This window comes from Vibrio halioticoli NBRC 102217, assembly GCF_000496695.1.
Classification (GTDB): Bacteria; Pseudomonadota; Gammaproteobacteria; order Enterobacterales; family Vibrionaceae; genus Vibrio; species Vibrio halioticoli.
This window is the reverse complement of sequence record NZ_BAUJ01000003.1, coordinates 150,756-174,684: the sequence shown is the minus strand read 5'-3', so window position 1 is coordinate 174,684 and position 23,929 is coordinate 150,756. Positions and strand designations below refer to the sequence as shown.

Annotated in this window: 21 protein-coding genes; 10 read left to right on the top strand and 11 right to left on the bottom strand. The window is 43.8% G+C overall.

The annotated features are described in order from the left end of the window. Positions 1-16 precede the first annotated feature (16 nt). Positions 17-454 carry a universal stress protein gene (locus VHA01S_RS01045; RefSeq protein WP_023402499.1) on the top strand — a complete coding sequence of 146 codons (438 nt, stop codon included), beginning with the start codon at positions 17-19 and terminating at the stop codon, positions 452-454. A 57-nt stretch (positions 455-511) separates the two neighbouring features. On the opposite strand, the gene VHA01S_RS01040 is transcribed toward VHA01S_RS01045, so the two are convergent. From VHA01S_RS01040 to rapA, 3 genes are read right to left on the bottom strand one after another with little or no spacing between them, the layout of a single operon-like run. Then, positions 512-1,480: a D-2-hydroxyacid dehydrogenase gene (locus tag VHA01S_RS01040; protein ID WP_023402498.1), complete on the bottom strand. Its 969-nt coding sequence runs from the start codon at positions 1,478-1,480 to the stop codon at positions 512-514. Between the two features lie 9 nt (positions 1,481-1,489). Continuing rightward, complete coding sequence (rluA, locus tag VHA01S_RS01035; RefSeq protein WP_023402497.1) at positions 1,490-2,227, bottom strand: bifunctional tRNA pseudouridine(32) synthase/23S rRNA pseudouridine(746) synthase RluA; 738 nt, start codon at positions 2,225-2,227, stop codon at positions 1,490-1,492. A 13-nt stretch (positions 2,228-2,240) separates the two neighbouring features. After that, positions 2,241-5,147, bottom strand: a complete 2,907-nt coding sequence (gene rapA, locus VHA01S_RS01030) for an RNA polymerase-associated protein RapA (protein WP_023402496.1) — start codon at positions 5,145-5,147, stop codon at positions 2,241-2,243. Between the two features lie 299 nt (positions 5,148-5,446). Here rapA and VHA01S_RS01025 point away from each other — a divergent pair, with 299 nt between their 5' ends. After that, positions 5,447-6,823: a PhoH family protein gene (locus VHA01S_RS01025; RefSeq protein ID WP_023402495.1), complete on the top strand. Its 1,377-nt coding sequence runs from the start codon at positions 5,447-5,449 to the stop codon at positions 6,821-6,823. A 77-nt stretch (positions 6,824-6,900) separates the two neighbouring features. Here VHA01S_RS01025 and VHA01S_RS01020 read toward each other — a convergent pair whose 3' ends face one another. After that, on the bottom strand, positions 6,901-7,542 hold the full coding sequence (locus tag VHA01S_RS01020; RefSeq protein ID WP_023402494.1) for a flavin prenyltransferase UbiX: 642 nt from the start codon (positions 7,540-7,542) through the stop codon (positions 6,901-6,903). Beyond that, positions 7,533-8,897, bottom strand: coding sequence for a UDP-N-acetylmuramate:L-alanyl-gamma-D-glutamyl-meso-diaminopimelate ligase (gene mpl / locus VHA01S_RS01015; RefSeq protein WP_023402493.1), 1,365 nt, complete (start codon positions 8,895-8,897; stop codon positions 7,533-7,535). Before mpl ends, VHA01S_RS01020 begins: the two co-directional genes overlap by 10 nt. A gap of 220 nt (positions 8,898-9,117) precedes the next feature. Between mpl and fbp the strand changes: the two genes are divergently transcribed. Further along, complete coding sequence (fbp, locus tag VHA01S_RS01010) at positions 9,118-10,134, top strand: class 1 fructose-bisphosphatase (RefSeq protein ID WP_023402492.1); 1,017 nt, start codon at positions 9,118-9,120, stop codon at positions 10,132-10,134. On the opposite strand, the gene VHA01S_RS01005 is transcribed toward fbp, so the two are convergent. The 4 genes from VHA01S_RS01005 to tamA all read right to left on the bottom strand — a co-directional run bounded on the left by VHA01S_RS01005 (position 10,131) and on the right by tamA (position 16,709). After that, positions 10,131-10,652, bottom strand: a complete 522-nt coding sequence (locus VHA01S_RS01005) for a lipocalin family protein (protein ID WP_023402491.1) — start codon at positions 10,650-10,652, stop codon at positions 10,131-10,133. The two genes, fbp and VHA01S_RS01005, sit on opposite strands and share 4 nt — an antisense overlap. A gap of 47 nt (positions 10,653-10,699) precedes the next feature. Then, a complete protein-coding gene (locus VHA01S_RS01000) occupies positions 10,700-11,044 on the bottom strand; it encodes a gamma-glutamylcyclotransferase family protein (RefSeq protein ID WP_023402490.1) in 345 nt (114 codons plus the stop codon). A 92-nt stretch (positions 11,045-11,136) separates the two neighbouring features. Further along, the gene (gene tamB / locus VHA01S_RS00995; protein WP_023402489.1) at positions 11,137-14,982 is read right to left on the bottom strand and encodes an autotransporter assembly complex protein TamB; all 3,846 of its coding nucleotides are present in this window, start codon (positions 14,980-14,982) and stop codon (positions 11,137-11,139) included. Positions 14,983-14,984: 2 nt separating this feature from the next. Beyond that, a complete protein-coding gene (tamA, locus tag VHA01S_RS00990) occupies positions 14,985-16,709 on the bottom strand; it encodes an autotransporter assembly complex protein TamA (protein WP_039969911.1) in 1,725 nt (574 codons plus the stop codon). A 136-nt stretch (positions 16,710-16,845) separates the two neighbouring features. Between tamA and msrA the strand changes: the two genes are divergently transcribed. From msrA to VHA01S_RS00960, 6 genes are all read left to right on the top strand, one after another. Beyond that, positions 16,846-17,478 carry a peptide-methionine (S)-S-oxide reductase MsrA gene (gene msrA / locus VHA01S_RS00985; RefSeq protein WP_023402487.1) on the top strand — a complete coding sequence of 211 codons (633 nt, stop codon included), beginning with the start codon at positions 16,846-16,848 and terminating at the stop codon, positions 17,476-17,478. A gap of 110 nt (positions 17,479-17,588) precedes the next feature. Beyond that, positions 17,589-18,140 (top strand): YtfJ family protein, encoded by a 552-nt coding sequence (locus VHA01S_RS00980; RefSeq protein ID WP_039969909.1) that lies wholly within the window; start codon positions 17,589-17,591, stop codon positions 18,138-18,140. 169 nt (positions 18,141-18,309) lie between these two features. Continuing rightward, a complete protein-coding gene (gene zrgA, locus VHA01S_RS00975) occupies positions 18,310-19,035 on the top strand; it encodes a zinc uptake protein ZrgA (protein ID WP_023402485.1) in 726 nt (241 codons plus the stop codon). Between the two features lie 75 nt (positions 19,036-19,110). Beyond that, positions 19,111-19,830 (top strand): ABC transporter ATP-binding protein, encoded by a 720-nt coding sequence (locus VHA01S_RS00970; RefSeq protein ID WP_023402484.1) that lies wholly within the window; start codon positions 19,111-19,113, stop codon positions 19,828-19,830. Next, the gene (locus tag VHA01S_RS00965) at positions 19,827-21,086 is read left to right on the top strand and encodes an ABC transporter permease (RefSeq protein WP_023402483.1); all 1,260 of its coding nucleotides are present in this window, start codon (positions 19,827-19,829) and stop codon (positions 21,084-21,086) included. The genes VHA01S_RS00970 and VHA01S_RS00965 overlap by 4 nt, the downstream gene beginning before the upstream one ends. Positions 21,087-21,096: 10 nt before the next feature. Then, positions 21,097-21,588, top strand: a complete 492-nt coding sequence (locus VHA01S_RS00960; RefSeq protein ID WP_023402482.1) for a DUF3299 domain-containing protein — start codon at positions 21,097-21,099, stop codon at positions 21,586-21,588. A gap of 77 nt (positions 21,589-21,665) precedes the next feature. Here the strand turns inward: VHA01S_RS00960 and cobA are convergent, their stop codons facing one another. Beyond that, complete coding sequence (cobA, locus tag VHA01S_RS00955) at positions 21,666-22,514, bottom strand: uroporphyrinogen-III C-methyltransferase (protein WP_023402481.1); 849 nt, start codon at positions 22,512-22,514, stop codon at positions 21,666-21,668. 240 nt (positions 22,515-22,754) lie between these two features. Between cobA and VHA01S_RS00950 the strand changes: the two genes are divergently transcribed. Then, the gene (locus VHA01S_RS00950; RefSeq protein WP_023402480.1) at positions 22,755-23,210 is read left to right on the top strand and encodes a GNAT family N-acetyltransferase; all 456 of its coding nucleotides are present in this window, start codon (positions 22,755-22,757) and stop codon (positions 23,208-23,210) included. Between the two features lie 3 nt (positions 23,211-23,213). Here VHA01S_RS00950 and VHA01S_RS00945 read toward each other — a convergent pair whose 3' ends face one another. Further along, on the bottom strand, positions 23,214-23,798 hold the full coding sequence (locus VHA01S_RS00945) for a LysM-like peptidoglycan-binding domain-containing protein (protein ID WP_023402479.1): 585 nt from the start codon (positions 23,796-23,798) through the stop codon (positions 23,214-23,216). Positions 23,799-23,929: the final 131 nt, after the last annotated feature.

The following is a 23,929-nucleotide window of genomic DNA, read 5'->3' as shown; positions in this document are numbered from 1 at the left end:
CTCAAGAGCATTTCTCATGTATAAACAGATCTTAGTTCCCGTTGACTTAAATGAAAAAGGCTTCAGTGACAAAGCATTAAAAGCGGCCATTTGGCATGCTAAACAAAGTAACGCACAACTGCATCTTCTAAACGTATTACCTGGAATTCATATGTCCATGGTCGCAACTTATTTTCCACAAGATGCGATTAAAGATATGAAGAAAGATGTTGATGCACAATTACGCAGTTTCGCAGATAAGTTTATTGACCCTGAGTTGGTTTACCATGTGCATATCGCCGAAGGCAAACCTTATGCAACTATCATTGACTATGCAGAAAAGCTCGGTGCTGACCTGATTGTAATGCCAAGCCATAAGCGTTCAAGGATTGATAATGTGGTACTAGGTTCAGTGGCAACCAAAGTCGTACATAACTCGCCTGTGAACGTGTTAGTGATTAAACCACAAGGCTGATAGAAGAATGGATAAAGCACCCATCAGTGGTGCTTTATCTTTTTAAGCAGTAACAGGCTAAACCACTCGATTGCTGTGTTTTCCCGCCATAAATTGTTCAATATTATCGAACAAAATACTCACTAAGCGATTAAGAGCAGAATCACTGCCCCAAGCCACGTGAGGGGTTAATAACAAGTTAGGTAATGAGATATTGGCTAATAGCGGATTCGAGTTATCTGCCGGTTCTTGAGTAAACACATCCACCCCTGCGCCAGAAATCTCACCAGATTTAAGTGCTTCGACTAAGTCAGACTCATTGACTAAGCCACCACGTCCCGTATTTATCAGCACCGCGGTCGATTTCATCAATTTAAGTTCATCAAGCCCAATCAGATTAGTAGTAGATTCGGTTAATGGACAGTGCAAAGAAACGATATCCGCTTGTTGCAGTGCATCAGTAAAAGGCACGTAACCTTGCTTACTTTGCTGTTCACCTTTACGACCAGCAAAGATCACCTGCATACCTAAAGCGCGCGCTAAAGTCGCCACCCCTTGCCCTAAGTTACCACTTCCCATAATCGCAATTGTTGAACCTGCAATATCATTAATGGGATGGGTAAAGAAACAAAACTGTTTATCCTGTTGCCAAACACCATTGGCAATATCTTGATGATAGGCAAATAGATTGCGCTTTAAAGCAAAGATCATGGCGATCACATGCTCTGGTACAGATTGAGTGGCGTAACCCTGAATATTGCACACTGCGATTTGTTGCTGGCGACAGTAATCAAGATCCACGTTATTAGTGCCCGTTGCTGACACAGCGATCAACTTGATCTGTGGCTGTTTCTTTAAAATATCTGCGCTCAAGACAACCTTGTTACTAATGACAATATCAGCACCTTGTATGCGCTCCTCGACCTGCTGCGCTGAAGTGTAATCGTACTCAACCCAATGATGAGGAAAATTCAGTGTGCGAAATGGAACGTGCGCAGGAATAGTTGCCCTATCTAAAAAGACAACGTTAGGTAACGACTGTGACATGCAAAATCCTTAATGTTTAGGCAGAGTTTTGTAATCAGGTAACTCAGGCTCAGCTAAATAGAGCTCTAATACTAACGGTTTTGCCTCAGGATAAAAGTCACATGGCACAAACATACTGACTAATTTATTGTCTTTTGGATGATAAAAACTCAGCTCGGTCGAATGCAATTGTAAGCGCTCGGAAAACGCCCTTGCCTCACCCTCTGCATAGAATTCATCGCCGACAATAGCGTGTCCCATTTCACTCATATGCACACGTAACTGATGGGAGCGTCCGGTAATTGGCAACAAACGTACAATACAGGTTTGCGCTTCTTGCTGAACTTTTTGGTAGTCAGTGCGCGACGGTTTTCCATCTTGAGTACACACTTTCTGCCTTGGTCGATTGGGCCAATCACAGATTAGGGGCAGATCAACTATGCCTTCTTTTTCTTCTAGCTCACCCCACACACGAGCGTAGTAGATTTTATGGGTCAAACGGTATTGAAACTGCTTCTTGATGTGTCGCTCTGCGTCTTTAGTTAGAGCAAACAGCATCAAGCCAGAGGTGGCCATGTCTAAGCGATGCACGACTTGGATTTCTGGATAATCTACCACCAGACGACTCCATAAGCTGTCGTAGTGTTTTGCTTCTCGTCCAGGAACCGACAGTAAGCCTGCCGGTTTATTTGCCACCAAGATATAGTCATCTTGGTACACAATATCGATCCAAGGGGTTGTGGGTGGATTGTACTCAATCATGGCCATGCTCTATTTCACTCTAATTGTGAGAAACAACGATCAAGCGCAATGAATCCAACTGGATTTGAGCTTGAGAGATGAAACCTTCTAATTCAGTGATTTGCTGCTCAATAACTTGAACTTCTTCATCACGAATATTTGGATTCACCGCTTTTAGTGCCAGCAATCTTTCAAGTTCGGCACTTAAACTGGCTTTCATTTCAGCATTAGCTTGCTGTTTCACCTGCTCATGCTTAGGCAGTATCACTTCATCGCCTTTGGTAATTAATGCTTGAACTTGAGCTTGTACCGAAGTCACTAGTTTACTTGCCATATGACGGTTAATTGGGCTTAATTGACGGTTAAAGCTATCAAATTCAACTTGCGCTGAAAGATCATTCCCTTTGCCATCTAACATCAATCGAATCGGTGTCTGCGGTAAAAAGCGAGCGATACCACTGCGCTTAGGTGCTTGTGCATCCACTAGATAAACCAACTCTAACAGCATAGTACCAACGGGTAGCGCTTTGTTTTTTAACAAAGAAACCGCTGATGCGCCTACCCCTTCACTTAATAATAGATCAATACCGCCTTGGATCATTGGGTGCTCCCAAGACATAAAGTTCATGTCTTCACGAGACAGTGCAGTATCACGGTCAAAAGTAATCGTAGCGCCGTCATAAGGAAGCCCCGGATAGCTAGGCACTAACATATGCTCTGATGGGGTAACCACAAGAGCGTTTTCACCCTTATCGTCTTGGTTCAAGCCTATGCAATCAAATAGGCTCAGGGCAAAGCTAACAAACTGAGTGTCATTGTCTTTTGCCGCAATTTTTTCCACTAATTCTTGCGCGCGCTCACCACCATTAGAGTGCATCTCTAACAAACGGTCACGACCATGCTCTAAGTCTTGTTTTAACTGCTGATTAATTTTCACTGATTGCGCAATCACATCATCCAGCGTTGAGCTATCACCTGTCGCAATCATTTCTGTTAATTCATAAGCAAATTGCTCGTAAACCGTGCGACCAGTTGGGCAGGTTTCCGCAAACGCATTTAAACCTTCGTTGTACCAACGGGCTAATACACTTTGCGAGCTGCCTTCAAGATAAGGTACAAACACATCAATATCTGAGTTCTGACCGATGCGATCCAAGCGACCAATACGCTGCTCTAAAAGATCAGGGTTAAATGGTAAATCAAACATCACTAGCTGATTGGCAAACTGGAAGTTACGACCTTCAGAACCGATTTCTGAACAAATAAGCACCTGTGCACCGCCGTCTTCTTGGGCAAAATAGGCCGCCGCTTTATCGCGCTCAATAATCGACATTCCCTCATGGAATACCGTTGCACGAATACCTTCACGCTCACGTAATGCTTGTTCGAGTTGTAGTGCTGTGGTCGCTCTAGATGCGATCACTAAGATCTTATCCGCACGTTTCTCTTTTACTTTTTCAATCAACCAATCCACGCGGCTATCAAACTGCCACCAAGAACCTGAGTCACCTAATTCTTGGAATACCTCTTCTGGGTAGAGCATGATGCCCGCTTGTTTTTCTAAAGATAAATCAACATTAAATATCTTAGAGACTTTAATGGCGCGCACGTATTGCTCGGGCATTGTCATTGGTAATAAGTGTACGCGGCGCTCAGGGAAACCTTTAATTGCCGCACGAGTATTACGGAACAATACGCGACCCGTGCCATGGCGATCCATTAAGTTATCCACCAGTTCTTGTCTGGCTAGCGCTTGTTGCTCTGGATGCTGATCATCAGAGATCGCTTTAAAAATTGGCTCAACATCTTGTTCTGACAACAGCTCAGTTATTTGATTTTTAGCCTCGTTAGGCAATGCTTGCCCAGACAGAAGCTGGCTTACAGCCTCAGCAACGGGTGCGTAATTGTCTTCTTCATCGACAAAGCTTTGATAATCATAAAAACGATCAGGATCTAATAGGCGCAGACGGGCAAAGTGACTCTCGCGACCTAATTGCTCAGGGGTAGCCGTTAGCAGTAATACCGCAGGTATTTTTGAAGCCAAAGATTCAACCGCTAGATAGCCTGCACTCGGCGCATCGACACTCCACTCTAAGTGGTGAGCTTCGTCAACCACCAGCAAATCCCAGTCAGCTTCTAGCGCTTGTTGATGACGTTTAGCGCTGTTTTTTAAGAAGTCCAATGAACACAAAACTAATTGCTGAGTATCGAAAGGATTGGCCGCATCTGCATAAGCTTCAATGCAGCGCTCTTCATCAAATACTGAGAAATGCAGATTGAAACGACGCATCATCTCAACCAACCATTGGTGAGTCAGGGTTTCTGGCACAACAATTAAAATTCGCTCAGCGCGACCAGCCAACACTTGCTGATGGATGATCATGCCCGCTTCAATGGTTTTACCTAAACCAACTTCATCAGCCAATAACACACGTGGTGCGTAACGACGACCAACTTCTTGGGCAATGAATAGCTGATGAGGAATCAAGCCAGCACGCATGCCGGTAAGGCCACGCAGAGGGCTTTTATGCTGCTTATATTGATTGTTCAATGCGTGATAACGCAGTACAAAGTTGTCCATGCGGTCAATTTGTCCGGTGAACAGTTTGTCTTGCGGTTTATTAAATCGAATTTGGTGGCTTAAAAATATTTCTCTAAGCTCAACGCCTTGCTCACCGGTATCTTCTCTGGTACCTGTATAGCAAAGTACGCCTTTGTCTTCTGTCACGTCAGTGACGGTAAGTGACCAACCTTCATGCGCTTCAATGGTATCACCAACCGCAAAAGTAACGCGCGTGATTGGAGCATCGCTGATGGCATACAGTCGCTCTTCTTCCGAGGCGGCAAACATTAAGGTAACCGTTCGGGCATCAATTGCCACTATCGTTCCTAGCCCTAAATCACTTTCTGTATCACTAATCCAACGTTGACCAATCGCAAATGCCATTCAGCTAAAACCCTTTATCAATTTAACTCTAACAATAGTAGAAGAAATTTAAGCAAATTTACCTAAGTTTCCTGCCAGAAAAAGGGCGTAATCATAGTACATTGCGGCATTAGGAGCACGAAAAACCTTACACATACTGGGCATAAATCATGCAATCAAACTGTCAACTAAATGAAACTAAACTAGACTAAAAATAGAAGAGGTTAACGATATCTAGTTGTGCTCTCTTCATCGGTCTATCAAACTGAATATTGAGAACACTTAGGTTTCACAACATCAAATAAGCACAGGAGCCGCTTATGGGTGATAGAAAACGTAAGATTTTTGTACTCGACACCAACATCCTACTTCACGAACCGCACGCTATTTTTTCCTTTCAAGAACACGACGTCGTCATCCCAATGACGGTACTCGAAGAGCTCGACCGTATCAAAGACAGTAAACGAGATGTTGCTCGTGATGCACGCATTGCCATTCGCACATTGGAAGATATTTTCCGAGAAGCCACTCCTGAACAAATATCAGAAGGTATTTGCTTTAACACAGAAGCCAAATCAACCGGCACTTTATCCATATTGGCCGACTTTGAACTGCACGAAACGGTGAAAGCATTTGCCGATAAAGCCGGTGATAATCGAATTTTAAATGCGGTTATCCATCTGCAAAAAAAGAGCGCTTCGCGAGATGTGGTTCTGGTCACTAAAGACATCAATATGCGGTTGCGAGCCAAGGGAGCAGGAGTTCGTTACGTTGAAGATTATCGCACCGACCAATTAATTGATGACGTGCAGTATTTAACCAAGGGTTTCGTCCAATGCGAGGGCAATTTTTGGGATAAAGTCGATGAGGTTAACTCCATCGCATTAGCCGGAAAAACCCATCATTTAGTGCATCAATCAACCATAGAACAGCCGTATATCAATCAGTATGTGTTGGATACCGACAGCGACTTTGCCACTCGTGTCACTCGCATTGAAGAAGAATCCATCACCTTAAAAGATCTCGGACGAGATAAATTAATGAGTCGTCGCGCTTGGGACATTAAACCGAAAAACATCTATCAAGGCATGGCGTTGAATGCCCTACTCGACCCAGATATCGACTTAGTTATTCTAACGGGCGCGGCAGGTAGTGGTAAAACTCTATTGGCGATGGCGGCGGCATTGGAGCAGTCTGTTGAACAAAAGATGTTTGATAAAATCATCGTCACTCGCAACACTCCCGAAATTGGCGAATCGATTGGCTTTTTACCCGGGAATGAAGAAGAGAAAATGTTGCCATGGTTGGCGGCTGTCACCGATACCTTGGAAGCACTGCATAAAAACGATCACTGTACTGAAGGCTCACTCAGGTACATCTGTGAGAAAGCCAATATTCAGTTTAAATCCATCAACTTTATGCGTGGACGCTCCATTCAAAATGCCTTTGTGTTACTCGATGAGTGTCAAAACCTGACCGCTTCGCAGATAAAAACCATCATCACTCGTTGTGGTGAGGGGACGAAAATTGTCTGCTCAGGAAACTTAGCGCAAATAGATTCACCCTATTTAACCCCAGTGACATCGGGACTGACTTATATGGTTGAGCGCTTTAAAAACTTTGAAGGTTCGGCCAATGTGCATTTAAACGGTGTGGTGCGCAGTCGCTTGGCAGAGTTTGCAGAGGAAAACTTGTAGGCATTCGCTTTTATTAATTTTAGCAAGGCGTAACAAACTAGGACTCAGAGCAAGCTCTGAGTCCTAGATAAATAAGATTACTGACGTCTATCGTAACCCCAAGGCTGCACTAAATCTTGCGCAACCCCAACATGGTCGAGCACCCGCGCTACCATAAAGTTCACTAAGTCTTCAATAGTTTGTGGCTGATGATAAAAACCAGGTGCGGCCGGCATAATGGTTGCCCCCATCTTGGACAGCTTGAGCATATTCTCTAAATGTAAGGTCGAAAATGGCGTTTCTCGCACCACTAAGATCAATTGTCCACGCTCTTTAAGCACCACATCCGCAGCGCGTTCGATAAGATTATCCGACATGCCATGCGCAATAGAGGCAAGACTGCCCGCCGAACAAGGACAAACAATCATTTGCTTAGGGGCAGCTGAGCCCGATGCTACTGGAGAAAACCAATCTTCCTTGCCACACACCACCAGCTGAGCTTCATCGCACTCTAGGTGCTTTACAAGCGCAGATTTAATGGCATCTGGGCCACTCGGAAGCTTTAGGTTGTGCTCTGTGGCTAATACCACTCGCGCTGCTGATGAAATCAAAAAATAAACTCGATAATCCGCAGCCAATAGTTTTTTCAGCAAGGCTAAACCATACGGAGCGCCCGATGCTCCGGTCATCGCCAAAGTGATGCTTTTTTGCTGTGCGTCTATTGGTTGTGTTATTGGCATGAATTACCTGCTGTTTGTAGGGCATCTAGCAGTTTGCCGTGTATGCCTTCAAAGCCACCATTACTCATGATCAGAATATGATCGCCACTGCGAGCCTCAGCCACTAACTCTTTAACAATGTCATCGACAGAGTCCGAAGTAAAAGTCGGTTGTAAGCACTGCTTCGCCACATCCTTCACTGACCATTGAATTGTGTCTGGCTGATAGAGATACACTTTATCGGCCAAACCTAATGAAGCGGCCAATGTGTCTTTGTGCACCCCCATTTTCATGGTGCTGGATCTCGGCTCTAATACCGCTAAGATTCTTTGTTCACCCACTTTGTTACGTAAACCATCAAGAGTCAGTTCAACGGCGGTTGGATGATGAGCAAAATCATCATAAACCGTAATCCCATGCACTTCGCCTTTCAGCTCTAAGCGACGTTTGGTATTAATAAAGCGAGCCAATGCTTCACACGCTAAATCAGGTACTACACCGACATGACGAGCCGCCGCGATGGCCATTAATGCATTATTCACATTATGGTCGCCCACGAGATCCCACTGTACCTCGCCAACTTTTTTCTGTTCAAAGTAAACTTCAAAATGACTGCCATCAGCGTGCAGTTTATTCGCTTGCCAATCTTTATGCGTAAACTCAGTCTCACTCCAACAGCCGCGAGAGAGCACATCATTCAGAGCAGAGTCATCGGCAGGTGCCAAAATACGCCCATTGCTCGGAACGGTTCTCACCAGATGATGAAACTGACGTTTGATCGCTTCCAAATCGTCAAAAATATCCGCATGGTCAAACTCAAGGTTATTCATCACCAAAGTGCGTGGATGGTAATGGACAAATTTAGAGCGCTTATCAAAAAAGGCACTGTCATATTCATCGGCTTCAACCACAAAGAACATACTCTTACCTAAGCGCGCTGACTGACCAAAGTTACCTAATACACCACCGACCAAAAATCCCGGCTCGTAACCACAGTCATCTAGAATCCACGACAGCATACTTGAAGTGGTCGTTTTACCGTGCGTACCAGCTACAGCCAACACCCAGCGATCTTGCAGTAAGAAATCTTGTAGCCATTGTGGGCCTGATGTGTATTTCAAATTATTGTCTAGAACATACTCGACACATGGATTGCCACGGCTCATTGCATTACCAATGACAACAAGATCAGGTCGCGGTTCTAATTGCTGAGGATCATAGCCTTGAATAATTTCAACGCCCTCTGACTCTAAAAGAGTGCTCATTGGAGGGTAAACATTGGCATCACTGCCTGTCACTTTATGACCCAGTTGTTTTGCCAATACCGCAGCACCTCCCATGAAGGTGCCACAAATGCCAAGTATATGAATATGCATAACTTTCCTGTTATCCTTGCGCGGTGGCTTTATTTTTTAAGCACACCAATAAGCCGTATTAAGAGATTCTAACTAGATTCTGGACACGAACGTATACAATTCCAAGTGATTAAAGTCAGAAAATTGTGAAATAGATCGGTTAGTTTGCGTGTCTTAATATGTTTTGTGCTGTATATTTGCCTAAAAAAAGAACTTGTCATACAAATAAACGGAATCCCCCATGTCCAATTTAAGAACGCTAGGTGAATTTATTGTAGAGAAGCAGAATGACTTTCCTGCTGCAAGTGGTGAATTATCGTCACTACTCTCTTCTATCAGTCTTGCTGCTAAGCTAGTTAACCGAGAGATCAATAAGGCTGGCCTTGTTGATATCACTGGTGCTGCTGGCGCAGAAAATATTCAAGGTGAAGCACAGCAAAAACTTGACGTATTTGCGAACGATAACTTTAAGGCTGCCCTTGAAGCTCGTGACCAAGTGTGTGGTATTGCAAGTGAAGAAGAAGACCAAGCGGTTTCTTTTACTAAAGAGCAAAACCAAAACGCTAAATATGTTGTGTTGATGGATCCTCTGGATGGCTCAAGCAACATTGATGTGAATGTTTCTGTTGGTACTATCTTCTCGATCTACCGTCGTATCTCGCCAATTGGCTCTCCAGCTCAAGAAGAAGATTTTCTTCAGCCTGGTACAGAGCAAGTTGCATCTGGTTATGTAATCTACGGTTCTTCAACCATGCTAGTTTACACAACAGGTGCAGGTGTTCATGGCTTTACGTATGACCCTTCAATTGGTGTTTTCTGCCTATCTCATGAAAACATGACGATTCCTCAAGATGGATTCATCTACTCTATCAACGAAGGTAATTACGCTAAATTCCCACTAGGTGTGAAGAAATACATCAAGTATTGCCAAGTAGAAGACACTGAAACTAAACGTCCATATACCTCTCGTTATATCGGTTCTCTAGTATCAGACTTCCACCGTAACTTGCTAATGGGCGGCATCTTCTTGTACCCAAGCACTCGTTCTTACCCTCAAGGTAAACTGCGTCTTCTTTATGAGTGCAACCCAATTGCATTCTTGATGGAACAAGCAGGTGGTAAAGCGACTGACGGTACACAGCGCATCATGGAGCTTAAACCAACAGAACTACACCAACGTGTTCCGTTCTTTACTGGTTCAAACTCAATGATCGATACGCTGCATGAGTTTATCGCACAGAACCCTGACGAATATTAATCTGCGGTCTGTTTGACCCAAATTAATTGACTGATATCAAAGCCAAGCTCTTCTGCTTGGCTTTTAAATTTCTGCTGTATCTCGGCGCTCACTTCAGGAGTTCGAGACAATAACCATAGATAGGAATGATTAGGGCCTGAGATGAAAGCGTAATCGTAGTTTTCTTTCTCAAGTTCAAAGACGATATAAGAGCCATAAAATGGGCCAAAGAAGGACACTTTTAAATAGCCCTCATCGCTAGAATCGACAAAATAGGCTTTGCCTTCAGCACTTTTCCACTCTTTATCTTGGGTAGAATAACCGCGATTTAATACCTGAACTCCGCCGTCTTCCTTCATTGAATAAGTTGCAGTGACCTGATTCATTCCTCGTTCAAAAGAATGGTCCAAACGCGCAATTTCATACCACTTACCTAGATAGCGGTCTAATTGAAAATCCTTAACTGCGGCCACTTTTTCCGGCTTGCCCACGCAGCCAAATAGCATGATACATGCCAATACTATTAACGGTTTTTTCATCTTACTTCCTTGTTTAATGAAGATAATTTTTAGGGTTATTTGTATGACTAATTACGTAGATTCCAGTCTCCAGACTCTATCGCTTTACCTGATTCAGTGCCCTGATAGATATAAATCCAAGCTTCACCAAAGGTGGTGTCGATAGTCTCTCTGCGGTATTCAATGGGTATATCTTCCAAAATATCTAATTTAGCCAACACCTCATCACTGATTCTATACACTTCTCCTGTGATGCTGTTGTGACCTTCCACAATGCCAGGGTAAGCACTAAAATCATACAAAGAATATTGTGCGGGTGTTTCATAGATGCCAAGCAAATCACTCTCTTGCAAAAGGTGATGATTAGACTCGCCTTGCCTTAAGGTTCCGTAAACAAAAACTAAATGCTGCATACCCTCATCCTGTGTCTATGATACCAATCGTACTAAATAACGGGTCATTCTAGCTTGTTAAAATACTCACTTACTTAGTGTGATTGATATGATTAATCAAATTCAAACTGATACAACAAATCTACTGCACTATCGGTACCTGAAACCAACTCTAAATAGAGATCCTTCATTAAACGATAACGGAAGGTAAATTCACCAATAGATTCAAAAATCCCAACGCCATACTTAACCTGTAACCCCGGTAGAATGTAGCCACTCACAGTCACTTGCGAATCATCTCCGCTACCTGCGGTATCAAGTTGCAGATCACTTACGCCAAAGGCTTCACCGATTTCACCGACCACACGTCCACTACGAGCTAAACTCAGCCCAATCAAGGCAGTGGTCATCGCATTGCCACCGGACTCACTATCCAGATCTTGTCCTCGCAAAATATATGATAAGGCATTGGCTTGCGGCATGGATGGCTCTGAGAACACTTCAATACTTGGTTCATCAGCAGGGCCAGTAACTTTGATTCCGGCAATAACATCATCTTCAGTGTTATCTGGATTACGAATCGCTTTAATGGATAAGTATGGCAAATCGGCCGGACCATTGAACTGAACTTTACCCTCTTGAATAAGTAAGTCTTGACCGAATGAGCGATATTTACCATCAACGATATTCACTTCACCCAAAATAAACGGTGCATTGTTCTTTTGCGAAACGTTCATTTCACCCACCAGACCGCCTTTCAAACCAAAGGCGCTCAGTAAGAAGTCATCCCCGATCACCACCTTAATATTGGTTTTTATTTCAAATGGGAACTTGCTACTTTCTTCTAAAGGTTGCAGGTCTTTATTCACAATCACTTCATCAGAAGAGACTGAAATTGCCGATGGCGGAAGTTCTTCAACCGTAATTCGTCCCCACGGCAAACGTACTTCACCTTTGACATCAATTAATCCCGGAGATATTGCAACATCAATATCGGGTTCAACCTTAGCTTTAACCATTGGCGGCACTTCGACCAATAATTGGTTAGCTGACAAACTGAGGTTAGCTCTCCAATCATCAATATTTTGCCAATCTCCATCACCCTTCATCAATAAGTCACCGTCTTGGGTCACTATGGTTGAATCCAGTTTGCCTTGATAGCCAGAGAAAGTAGCAACTACCTGACCACCTGTGATATCCACAGGGCTAATATCACCGGTGGCTATTATGTTTTCTACTCTAAAATCACCAAACACTTGAGGCTTAGTTACCGGCCCTTTGAGCTTAATATCAGAATTGATATCAGCCGCCACTTTACTGAACTCACCGAACATTGGAGCAAGCATATCTAAAGTGATTTTTTGCAATTGCAGTTGCGCATCAATCTGTTTGTCTTTTTTGGAGACTTTATCCAGTTCAACCCGACCTTTCACCGCACCATTATCGGTTAGGTCGATATCCCAATCGGCTTTTAAGTCATCTTTGAGCAAGCTAGCGGTAACATCAATGCGATTCCAACCTACGACCAAAGGGCGATCAAGTTGCTGAGTTACACTACCTTGTGGAAGATCCACTTTCATCTCTAGCTCTGGTAATGCGCTTGGCGACCATTTGGCGCGCACTGTGGCATCAACGGTACCGACAACCGAAATATCTTGTGGCATCAAAGCGGCAACCTGTGAGAAGTTAAAGCTCTGAATACTGGCAAAAACTTCCCCTGACTGACCAGCATTCACATCTTTGTCTAAGCACAATTTAGAATCGGCTTGTAACCAGCAATGCGCTTCCACAAAAACACTTTGTGTGTTGCCGTCATAGGCCAGTTTGGGACTGTGGTCGACAACCCACTCACCTTGCACTGTAGTTAAACTGGCATCTTGCAGTTCGCCTTTCCATTGAATACCTTGCTTAGTATCTAACGAACCTTGAACGCTAAAGCCCCCTTGCAACACATCAGAATCGATACTAAAAGAGGCTCGATGATTCTCTTCAGAGCCGCTAAAGCTAAATTCACTGCGTTTCACTTTTTGTTCTAAATGCTGCAGCCCTGCCACTACGACATCGAGATCGCCTTGCGGCGCAGGTAGCGGGGTGACATCCCCTTTTAGGGAAACAGATGCGACAGTGAGTTGGTCGAGCCAAGCAATTTTAGTGGCGGTAACATCAGCAATGATCTCAGGGGTCGCAAATGGCCCACGAACCTGAATTAAACCTATCGCCTTACCTGAGGCATCTGGCACTGTGTTTTTGATTTCAGGAATATCTAACCGAGTATCAATATTCCAATTTTGGTCTAAGTTACCAGACACTCGAATATTGTTCTGACCATGCGCCACCACAATACCGGGAGTATTAACCCTAAAGTCACCTTTTCCGGAAATGTCCTTCGCTTGCAAAACACCGTTAATATTTAACGGGTAGTTACGGAAAATACCGTCAATATCCAGATGAGATAACTCAACTTCCCAACCACCTTTTGTTGGCAAACGTCCGGTAGTTTCTATATCACCGCTAATATCACCCTCAGCATTCGGCCAATAACTTCCTGGCTGGATATGCTGTAAGTTCAACTTCGCATCCCAGTTAATTGGAGCGGCCCAATTGGCTAAAACCTGCCCTTTGATGACACCTTTAAGTGTTTGTACATTGATGTTTTTCAGATCTATCTGCTCTAAATTCCCCTCACCATCCACAGCTAAATTGACATCAGGGATCTGCTTACCTTGAGCTGCCGCTTGTAAATCCAGTGCGTACTGGGTTAACGAGCCTTTGGCTTGTAAACGAGCAATTTGCGCTTTGTAATCGGCTTCACCGCGCAATGGCCACTGCACCTTGGTTTTGGTCAAATCAATATCAAATGGAATATTAGGATCAAGCAAAGCTAAATTAGCATCGAGATCAGCAACCACGAGATCCCTTAACCCTGCATTTAAACTCAAATCAGCGGCGCTGCCTTTGGCATTTAAGAACAAAGATTGCCCTGCTAAGGTGGTTTGTTTTATTTTTGCATCCAGATCTAGCGATAAAGGATAATCGCCCTTGAGCTCAGCGGTGGCATCTAAATTTAAATCCAGTTGTGGCATCACTAATTCAAACTGTTGAATCGTGACATTATTGCCGTGGGCCTCACCAACCAGATGCGCTCGAGTTATTTCAACCGCAGGTTCGGTGATTTTAAAATCTGTTACCGTAATGTCTTGCACCGTTGCACTCAGTGGTATCCATATTTCAGGCAACACGATATTAATATCGGTCGGTGCATCAGAAGCTTTTGTGGTAGGCGGTGGCGTGCTTGAGGGCGGTTCTGCCTTGCTTGGAGCAAGAGTGACTCTACCACCATCAAAAATGGTAGGGCTTAAAATAAGGTTATCAAAACGCATTTTTGCGCCACTTTCAAACGTTCGCCATGCCGCTTTATTGCCTAACACGTCAAGCGAGATATCGTTGAAATATAAACGCTCAATATCAATACCTAAGCCAAAGGGTAATGAAATGCTGGTGAGTGGCTCGCTTGGTTCTTCGGCGACATCCTCACTCACAGGCAGTTGGGCTAATGAGAAATTGGCCCCTTCAACCCCTAAAGTTTTAATGCACACTTTCATTTCGGCAAGGCAGCGCAGCTGAATATCCAACTCTAATTTGTCGGCGGTTAAGGCAGCGGTTAAATCAGGGTTATCATAGGCAATGCCGTGTAACTCAAAATCAGTAAGCAGCGCCCCTTCTGTACTTTCAACCTTTAGCTCAGGGACAAATTTTTCCGCCGCCCAAAGAATGCTGTTTAAACCGGGATTGGTAAATAGCAGTCCCCATAGCAAAATAAGGATAAGCAGAATAAGTGCCAATACACCTAACGATATATGGGTAAGAGTCCATAGAATGCGACGCCATAACGGACGTTTTTTCTTAGTTGGCGTTGGCGCAGCTGCGTTGGCTTGATTATTTTTTTTTGGCTCTGTCATAGTTACAACTCCGGTCCCAAACCAAAGTGAATCTGGAACTTATCGGTTCCTTCATCAGCATCTAAACCAAAGGCAAAATCAAGCCTTACAGGGCCTACTGGAGAAGCCCAGCGAATACCAACACCGGTGCCGGTTTTCCATTCTGGGGTTTCGTTCCATGCATCACCATAATCTACAAATGTCGCTAACCACCAATCCCCATAAACACGGTACTGATACTCTAAACTGGTTGTGGCCATAAACTTAGCCCCGGTGAGCTTACCTTCGTCGTCTTTTGGAGAGATGGATTCATACTCATAACCACGCAGATTATTATCGCCACCAGCAAAAAAACGTAACGATGGCGGAAGGTCAAATACCGACTCAGTAAAGTTTGCGCCACCACCGACATAAAATATGCCACGATGATTCTTTTTATAACTGCGAATCCATGTGGTTCGTCCCAGAACCCTTAAAACTCGAGCTTCGGAGAACAGCGCCGGATCGCCATACTCAAAAGTAATGGACTGTTTATCACCCCATGTTGGCATAGGACCACCTCGGGTACGTGTTTTAGAAAACGACACACCAGGCAACAACATAGTGAAGTTATCTTCTTGAGAACCCTGAGTAAAATCTTCATTAAGTAAGCGGATAAATACGGTTCGATGCCAACCACTATCCAAAGCCCAATGTCGCTCTAGACCTAAGCTGGATTCAAAACTGGTGGTATCGTTATTATCAAGATGCTTCATACCATATTGAACACGGTAGTACTCACGCAGCACATCTTCTAAAGGGATTTTATAACCCACCACAATCTCTTGCTCTGGTTTAGAAAGAGAGAAGCTACTATCGAAACTGTGGCCTTGTGGATTTAGCCAAGGTCGTCGCCAATTTAATGATCCTCGCACGCCAACATCGGTCGAATAACCGATACCGGTCTCGACTTGGTGACGTGATTGTGGTGACAACTGAATAGTCATCGGCAACTCTCTATTTCCATCACCCACTTGGCTCAAATCTGGCTCAACAAATACGCTTGAAAACCAAGATGTACTGGACAGGTTTTGGTTGAGCAAACCTATCTTACTGGCTAAATAAGGGTCACCCTGCTCAAATGGAACTAAAGATTGTACTCGTTGCTCTTCTATCTGAGAGCCCAAGATCTTAGTTGGACCAAAGCGATATCGAATACCACTTTCATAGTGAAGATGAATAAAGGCTTTATTGAGCTCTGGAGAGATCTCTAAACGAGTAGTGCTAAAGTCGCCTTCAAAATACCCTCGTTTTAACGCTAGATTACGCAAGCCTGATTTAAGTGCGTCATACTCACCATGATTGAGTCGTTTACCTACTTTTAAGTTACTCGACTTAATCAAGGCTGCAAATTCACGATCGTCTTTGGCTTCTCCGCTAACCTTGATATCAACAGTATCAATCATTACAGGATCGCCAAGTTTGACATCAACCGTGAGCTTTTGATCTTCCTCATTCACAGTAAAATGAAGGATTGGATGATAGTAGCCCAAAGCCCTAACGGCTTGAACAATGCTATCTTCAACACGAGATTGAAAACGAAGGGAGGTGGAATATTCATCTTCTGGAATGGCAGACAAATACGCCTCAACGTTATCTTCGACCTCACTAGAAAGGCCGTTGATGTTGAGAGTTGCCTCGGCTCGACACATTTGGCTTACAACCAAAAGGACAAAAGCGATAAATATCCGTATTACGCGTTGATTCATTTTTTAATGGTTACTGTACTTCCTGTAACGAGACAGATGTGTAGGCAGAAAATTTCCCCATGGGTCGACTAAGTAGTATAAAGGATTGATCCGTGATAAAAAATTTAAAAAACACTTACTTTTGCTAGGAGAGCACATGTTTGATAAACATACCATGATTTCAAAGGAAGATGCGTTGTCTGGGCGCACAAATCCTATCGTTAAACTGGGTCATCATTTTGTTAATCATACTGATTTGACCGCGCCACCGGCGAAAGGTTGCCAAAACATATTACTCGGATTGGGTTGTTTTTGGGGAGCCGAACGCCTTTTCTGGAACACAGCAGGAGTAATTTCAACATCAGTGGGTTATAGCGGTGGATATACACCAAACCCAAGCTATGAAGAAGTCTGTACCGGACAAACCGGACATACCGAAGTAGTGAGTGTTATTTTCGACCCACAACAGATCTCCCTAGACGCTTTACTGCAACTGTTTTGGGAAAAACACGACCCGACTCAAGGGATGCGTCAAGGCAATGATGCCGGCACACAATATCGCTCGGCTATCTATTGCTATGACGATGAACAAATGCGTATTGCTAAAGCATCATTAACAGCCTATCAGCAACTGCTCACGCAATCAGACAAGGCTTCAATTACCACTGAAATCGCCTTAGCCGGTCCTTATTATTTTGCCGAAGAGTACCACCAACAATATTTAGCCAAGAATCCAGACGGTTATTGTGGCCTCGGCGGAACAGGAATTTGCTTCCCTCCACAGAACTAATATGGAACTTCACAGGTGTAAATAAATCTACTTACCATATACTTAAGGCAAATTATCACTTGTAGTTGCCATACTTATAAGTGGCTATTCACATAACAATGGATTTAAACATGCAAATAAAAACCCTACTCACTGTATTAGCTATCACTGTGCCTTGTTCTTCATGGGCACTGAATATGCCAACTGGAAAAACTGCGCCTGCGGTGAATGTTTCCAGTTTTGGAGAAGTAATAGCCAATCAGGATGATATAACATATCATCAGTGGGATTCAGCAAGCATGGTAGGAAAAACTCGCGTAATCCAAGCTATCGCTGGGCGCTCTGCAGCTAAGGCAATAAACAAGCCTATGATAGATGCGATTATTAGTGCTGATTTCCCAAAAGATAAGTATCAAACGACCACTATTGTGAATCAAGATGATGCTATCTGGGGTACCAGCTCTTTTGTTAAATCCAGTGCTGAAGATAGCAAACGTGATTTCCCATACTCTTCTATTGTCTTAGATGAACATGGTGCGGTGGCTAAAGCATGGGACCTTGAAGCAAAAAGCTCAATGATTGCAGTTCAGGGTAAAAACGGAGAGATCCTTTGGGCTAAAGATGGTGAATTAACTCCTAAAGAAATACAGCATGTTATCTCTTTAGTAAAAAGTAACCTATAAGCCCAACCATATAAACTTCGCTGTCTAAATGAGCTCTATTGGCTTGTTTGTCATGATATTGACGCCTTTTTGAGGTTCAATTGAGTAGAAATAACAGCCATATAGAAATATGAATGAAAAATACCGACGTTACAATACGTCGACTTTGCATCAATAGGTAATTAGAACAATGATAAAAGCTGTTAAGCCACTACTTTTCTCCCTAAGTGCTCTGACGCTAGCGGTAACATCTATCTCAGCTCACGCTGAAGAACATTTCCGTCAGCATGGTGCTCATGTACACGGCAGCGTTGAGCTAAATATCGCTCAAGACGGCCAAGATCTTTTAGTTGAAATCCGTGCTCCAGGCGCTGATGTGATCGGTTTTGAGCATATGCCAAAAACGGAAGAGCAACATAAGATTTTTGATAAAGCAATGGCGCACTTAAACTCTGCTGATTCTATTTTGCAAATCAGTGATGAAGCGGGTTGTACACTCACGACTAAAGAAGTGACTCCTGCTCTTTCTGAGGGTGATCATGATGACCATGAGGGTCACGACCACGAAGGCCATGATCACGATGGACATGACCATGACGGGCACGATCATCACGCACATGAAGGCCATGACCACGAGGGGCACGACCATGACGGCCATGATCACGACGGGCATGACCATGACGGACACGATCATCATGCACATGAAGGCCACGACCACGACGGGCATCATGACGGACATGGTCAATTTAACATTGCATACCAATATCAATGTAAAGATATGAGTAAACTGACTCAAATTGACACAAATTGGTTCAAGCTATTTAGTGGCACTAAGGTTATCCACGCAAACTTGCTAACAGATTCAGCTCAACTTGCTACAGAGCTCACTAAAGGCAACAGCGTTATTAAGCTTTAGTCTCTATGGTCACTACTAAACTAAAAGTAGTGACCATTTCTCGTCACTTTTCGGCAGATTGTAATAGGAAACATAGTGACTACACACTCTCAAACAGATACCGTAATCGAACTCAAAGACGTTCGTTTCTCATGGCCGGGTAACTCCAAACCTACTTTAGATATACCGACACTTACGGTTAAACAAGGTCAGCACATCTTCATTAAAGGGCCTAGTGGCTGTGGCAAGTCGACACTTCTCAGCTTACTTACCGGTATCGCGACCAGTGACAGTGGCTTCCTTAAAGTATTAGACACCGAATTATCTAGCCTTTCGCAAACTCAAAGAGATCGTTTTCGCGCTGACAATATAGGCTATATTTTTCAACAATTTAATTTACTGCCTTATTTATCTGTTATTGATAATGTGATTCTTCCTTGCCAATTTTCACAGCAAAGAAAACACGGAGTTGATGGCGACCTAAAACAACAAGCACGCCAACTATTACAGCGCCTCCACCTTGCAGAAGAGTTATTAGATAAACCCGTTATCGAGCTCAGTATTGGTCAACAGCAACGCGTCGCTGCAGCGCGCGCCTTAATCGGCAAACCACGACTGATTATTGCTGACGAACCCACTTCCTCATTAGACTTTGCCAATCGCACAGCATTTTTAGAGCTATTGATGGAGCAGACAGAGCAAGCCAAATCGACCTTGGTTTTTGTTAGCCATGATCCAACCCTTGAAGGCCTGTTCAATACTCGCCTCAACCTTCAAGAACTCAATCAAGTTAAAGCCGAGGTAGTAAGCAAATGAACACCACTGCACATTTAGCTTGGAAAAGCCTTTCAAACCGAAAAACAACCGCTTTTCTCACTATTTTGACGGTCGCTATTTCCGTCATTTTATTACTGGGTGTTGAGCGCATTCGTACCGAAGCGAAAAACAGCTTTTCCAACACCATTTCTGGTACAGATTTAATTGTTGGTGCTCGCTCAGGCCAAGTAAACCTGCTTCTTTATTCTGTTTTTCGTATTGGTAATGCTACTAATAATATTGACTGGAAAAGCTTTGAAGAGTTTAGCCATAGCCCGGTTGTCGATTGGGCTATCCCTATTTCTCTTGGCGACTCGCACAAAGGTTTTCGAGTCATGGGTACGACCCAAGCCTATTTTGACCATTTTAAATACGGCAAAAAACAACACATAAAACTGAGCGCAGGTAAGCCATTTACCGGATTATTCGAAACTGTCATTGGCTCAGAAGTCGCAGAAACTCTGGGTTATAAAATTGGCACAGAGATCATTATTGCGCACGGCATTTCCGACGTAGGGTTTGCCCGACACGATCACCTTCCATTTAAAGTGGTGGGGATCTTAGCGCCAACAGGCACACCGGTAGATAAAACGGTGCACGTTTCCCTAAAAGCCATCGAAGCCATTCACGTAGGGTGGGAATCTGGAGCCAATTTAGGCGGCAACCCTGGCGCTGATGCACTGAAAAAAATGGATTTCCAACCTAAGCAGATCACCGCCTTTATGTTGGGGCTCAAATCAAAAATTCAGACTTTTGCTCTGCAACGACAAATCAATACCTACAACAAAGAGCCGTTAAGTGCCATTCTTCCGGGTATTGCACTGCATGAGTTGTGGGGAATGATGTCCATTGCCGAACAAGCTTTACTGGTTGTGTCAGGATTTGTCGTGATTTCAGGTTTACTTGGTATGCTCAGTAGCTTGCTTACCAGCCTACAAGAGCGCCGCCGAGAAATGGCCATATTACGCGCTATGGGTGCACGCCCTAAACACATTTTTGCCTTACTCATTAGTGAAGCGACCGCTCTAACTCTGGCTGGTATTGTGACGGGGGTTGCGGGCCTTTACGCTATGTTATTTATCCTGAAACCCATCATCCTAAAGCTCTATGGCATTAGTATTGAATTAAGTATGCTAACCGCACATGAATGGACCTTAATCGGGTTAGTTCTTGGAGCTGGTGTTATCATCGGCTTCATTCCAGCCTTTAGAGCATATCGCCAGTCACTCGCTGATGGCATGACTATTCGAATTTAAGAGACTATCAATGAAAAAGCTCACACAATGTTTTTTTATGTTGGCACTAACCCTGTCATCACTGTTAGCCCACGCTGAACCACTAGAGCTGAATTGGATTGATCTGATTCCTGAAAGTGAACGCGCCCAATTTGATCAACAACAAATGCCGATGCCTTCATCACACGATGGTGGCGCAGCACCGCAAGCTAAAATTGGTTCTGTGCGTACCGAACTTGATGGCAGCCAAGTAAAAATCCCAGGCTTTGTTATTCCACTGGAAGGCGATGCGAATAACGTGACTGAGTTTCTTTTAGTCCCTTACTTTGGTGCTTGTATTCACGTTCCGCCACCGCCACCAAACCAAATCATCTATGTGAAATTCCCAAGTGGTGCGCCAGTACAAGAATTGTGGGATGTGGTGTATGTGGTCGGTGAGCTAAAAGCGCAAACCGTCGAGCATGAACTGGCCGAAACTGGCTACCTGCTAAACGGGACATCGCTGGAACCGTATGATGATTAAGTGATTAACATAACAGTGCGATAAAATGGAAGATGAGCCATACATAGAGGGTCTATGTATGGCTTTTTATGTTTAATTTACTTTACTTTTACTTGAGCGTGAGCCTGCTCTGTTTGCACGCCATCGGTATCAAACCACGCTAGTTTTTTACCTAAAGCAACCACCTCTCCCACTACGATTAAGGCTGGAGATGCCGCGTGTTTAGATAGCTCACTCAATTGCGATAGATTGCCATAAATGACCTTTTGTGCTGCTTGAGTTCCGCGCTCAATAATCGCTATCGGTGTGTCTGCCGCGCGTCCATACTGGGTGAGTTGCTGCTCGATAATGCTCGACTTCATTAAACCCATATAAATAACCAGAGTTTGATTTTTACGCGCTAAGGTCGACCAATCTACTGACGAATCTTCATCTTTTAAATGCCCAGTCACAAACATTGCCGTCTGAGCATAATCTCGATGTGTCAGCGGTATTCCAGCATACGCTGTCGCGCCAGATGCTGCGGTAATGCCAGGGATAACTTGAAAGCTAACTCCATTATCCACCAATACTTCCAACTCTTCTGCACCACGACCAAATATGAAGGGATCGCCACCTTTAATTCTCACGACTCGGTAGCCTTGTTTAGCAAAGTCCACTAACAGCTGATTGGTTTTATGCTGAGGGACGCTGTGCGCTCCTGCTCGTTTGCCCACACAAACCAAAATCGCATCGGCTGATACCAAAGATAAGATCTCATCCGACACTAGGTAGTCATACAGAATCACTTCTGCTTGTCTTAGCATGTTCAATGCTTTGATGGTCAAAAGCTCAGGATCACCCGGTCCTGCGCCAACAAGTGCCACTTGTCCTGGTTGTAGTGCGGTATAAGGCAGCTTTGAATCAATCGCAGTGCGAGGGCTAATAGGAACAACAGTGTCGAGCATAATCACATCCTTGTTATAAGAGTGAAATGATTATGCCGTGTACAGTTTATAACTGGAAATTCTATATTTGTATCTGTTATTCCTTAATCGACTTAAAAACAAACTGATGACTTAGGATATTAAGAATGACTCATTGTTCAGCTTAAGTTGGTTACCACTCATCTATACCGCTCAGTACAGCAACATTTACTTATGCTAACCTATTGTTCTTAATCTCTACTGACACTGGTACTTCTGCTCATGCTCGATTGGCAACTACTCGCATTCGATGAAATCGACAATCACCTTCTTTATCAAATTCTTAAACTGCGGGTGGATGTATTCGTAGTAGAACAAGATTGTGCTTATCCAGAACTGGATAATAAAGATCATGCACAAGGGGTTAAGCATTTAATCGCTTTACAAGATAATGAGGTACTTGCGGTGGCTCGCTTAATTCCTGCGGGGATTTCATATCCTACTGTGAGTATAGGGCGCGTGGTGGTCAGCGCTACAGCGCGAAAGCTCAATCTGGGTCACCAGTTGATGGAAAAAGCGGTAACAGAATGTCAGCGACTATGGCCCAATCAAGCTATTGAGATTGGTGCGCAAGCTCATTTACAAGCTTTCTATCAAAGACATGGTTTTGAGGCATTCTCAAAACCTTATCTGGAAGATGGGATTCCTCATATAGACATGCGCCGAGAGGCAATATAGCGTTTATTTACTGCGACCAAAGCCACCATTTGAAAGGCGGAAAAACATGACCGACTCTTCAGAGCTTTCTAGTTGCAGAATATCTAAACGTCCGTTCACATCGCGTTTAAAACGAACCAATTGACCTTGCTTGATTTGGCTCAGTGGTTTGTCTACGCCTTCAATTTTAGCAAGGGCATTGAGATCGGTCATCGATAGATCGTTGTTACGAAATACATTCGCTAACGTATCTCCGGATTTTACTGTGTACTCAATCCACTGCCCATTCACCGAATCTTGACTACTCGTTTCAGAACCAGAGGCAATCACAGTGTTTGTGCCTTGCTCACTTAAACCTCGAGTATTAATAGGCACAGAAACTCTTTGATTGGCAGGCGTGCTCACTTCTTTATCAACCGAGACTTTAGGTTCGGGCATAATAATGAGTATTAAGGTGACAGGTACCAGTATCATTAGCGCACGTCGATGCCACTTAGGGAAAGCTGTAACCCCTTGTTTTATCTTTGAAGGTAGCGCCATCCACTCTATTTGGTTCCACTTGTCTGTCAACATTTCTGTATGTGTCTTAGAGCGGGTACGTCGATTCATCCTATATCACTCCGACTTATCCATTTCTATCAGGATATAAAAAAAACAGTGCAATGAACACACCCTCGGTCTCAGTGAAAGATAATTAAACACAATTAACTGCAAATGAGCACTAATTTGACCGAGTAGTA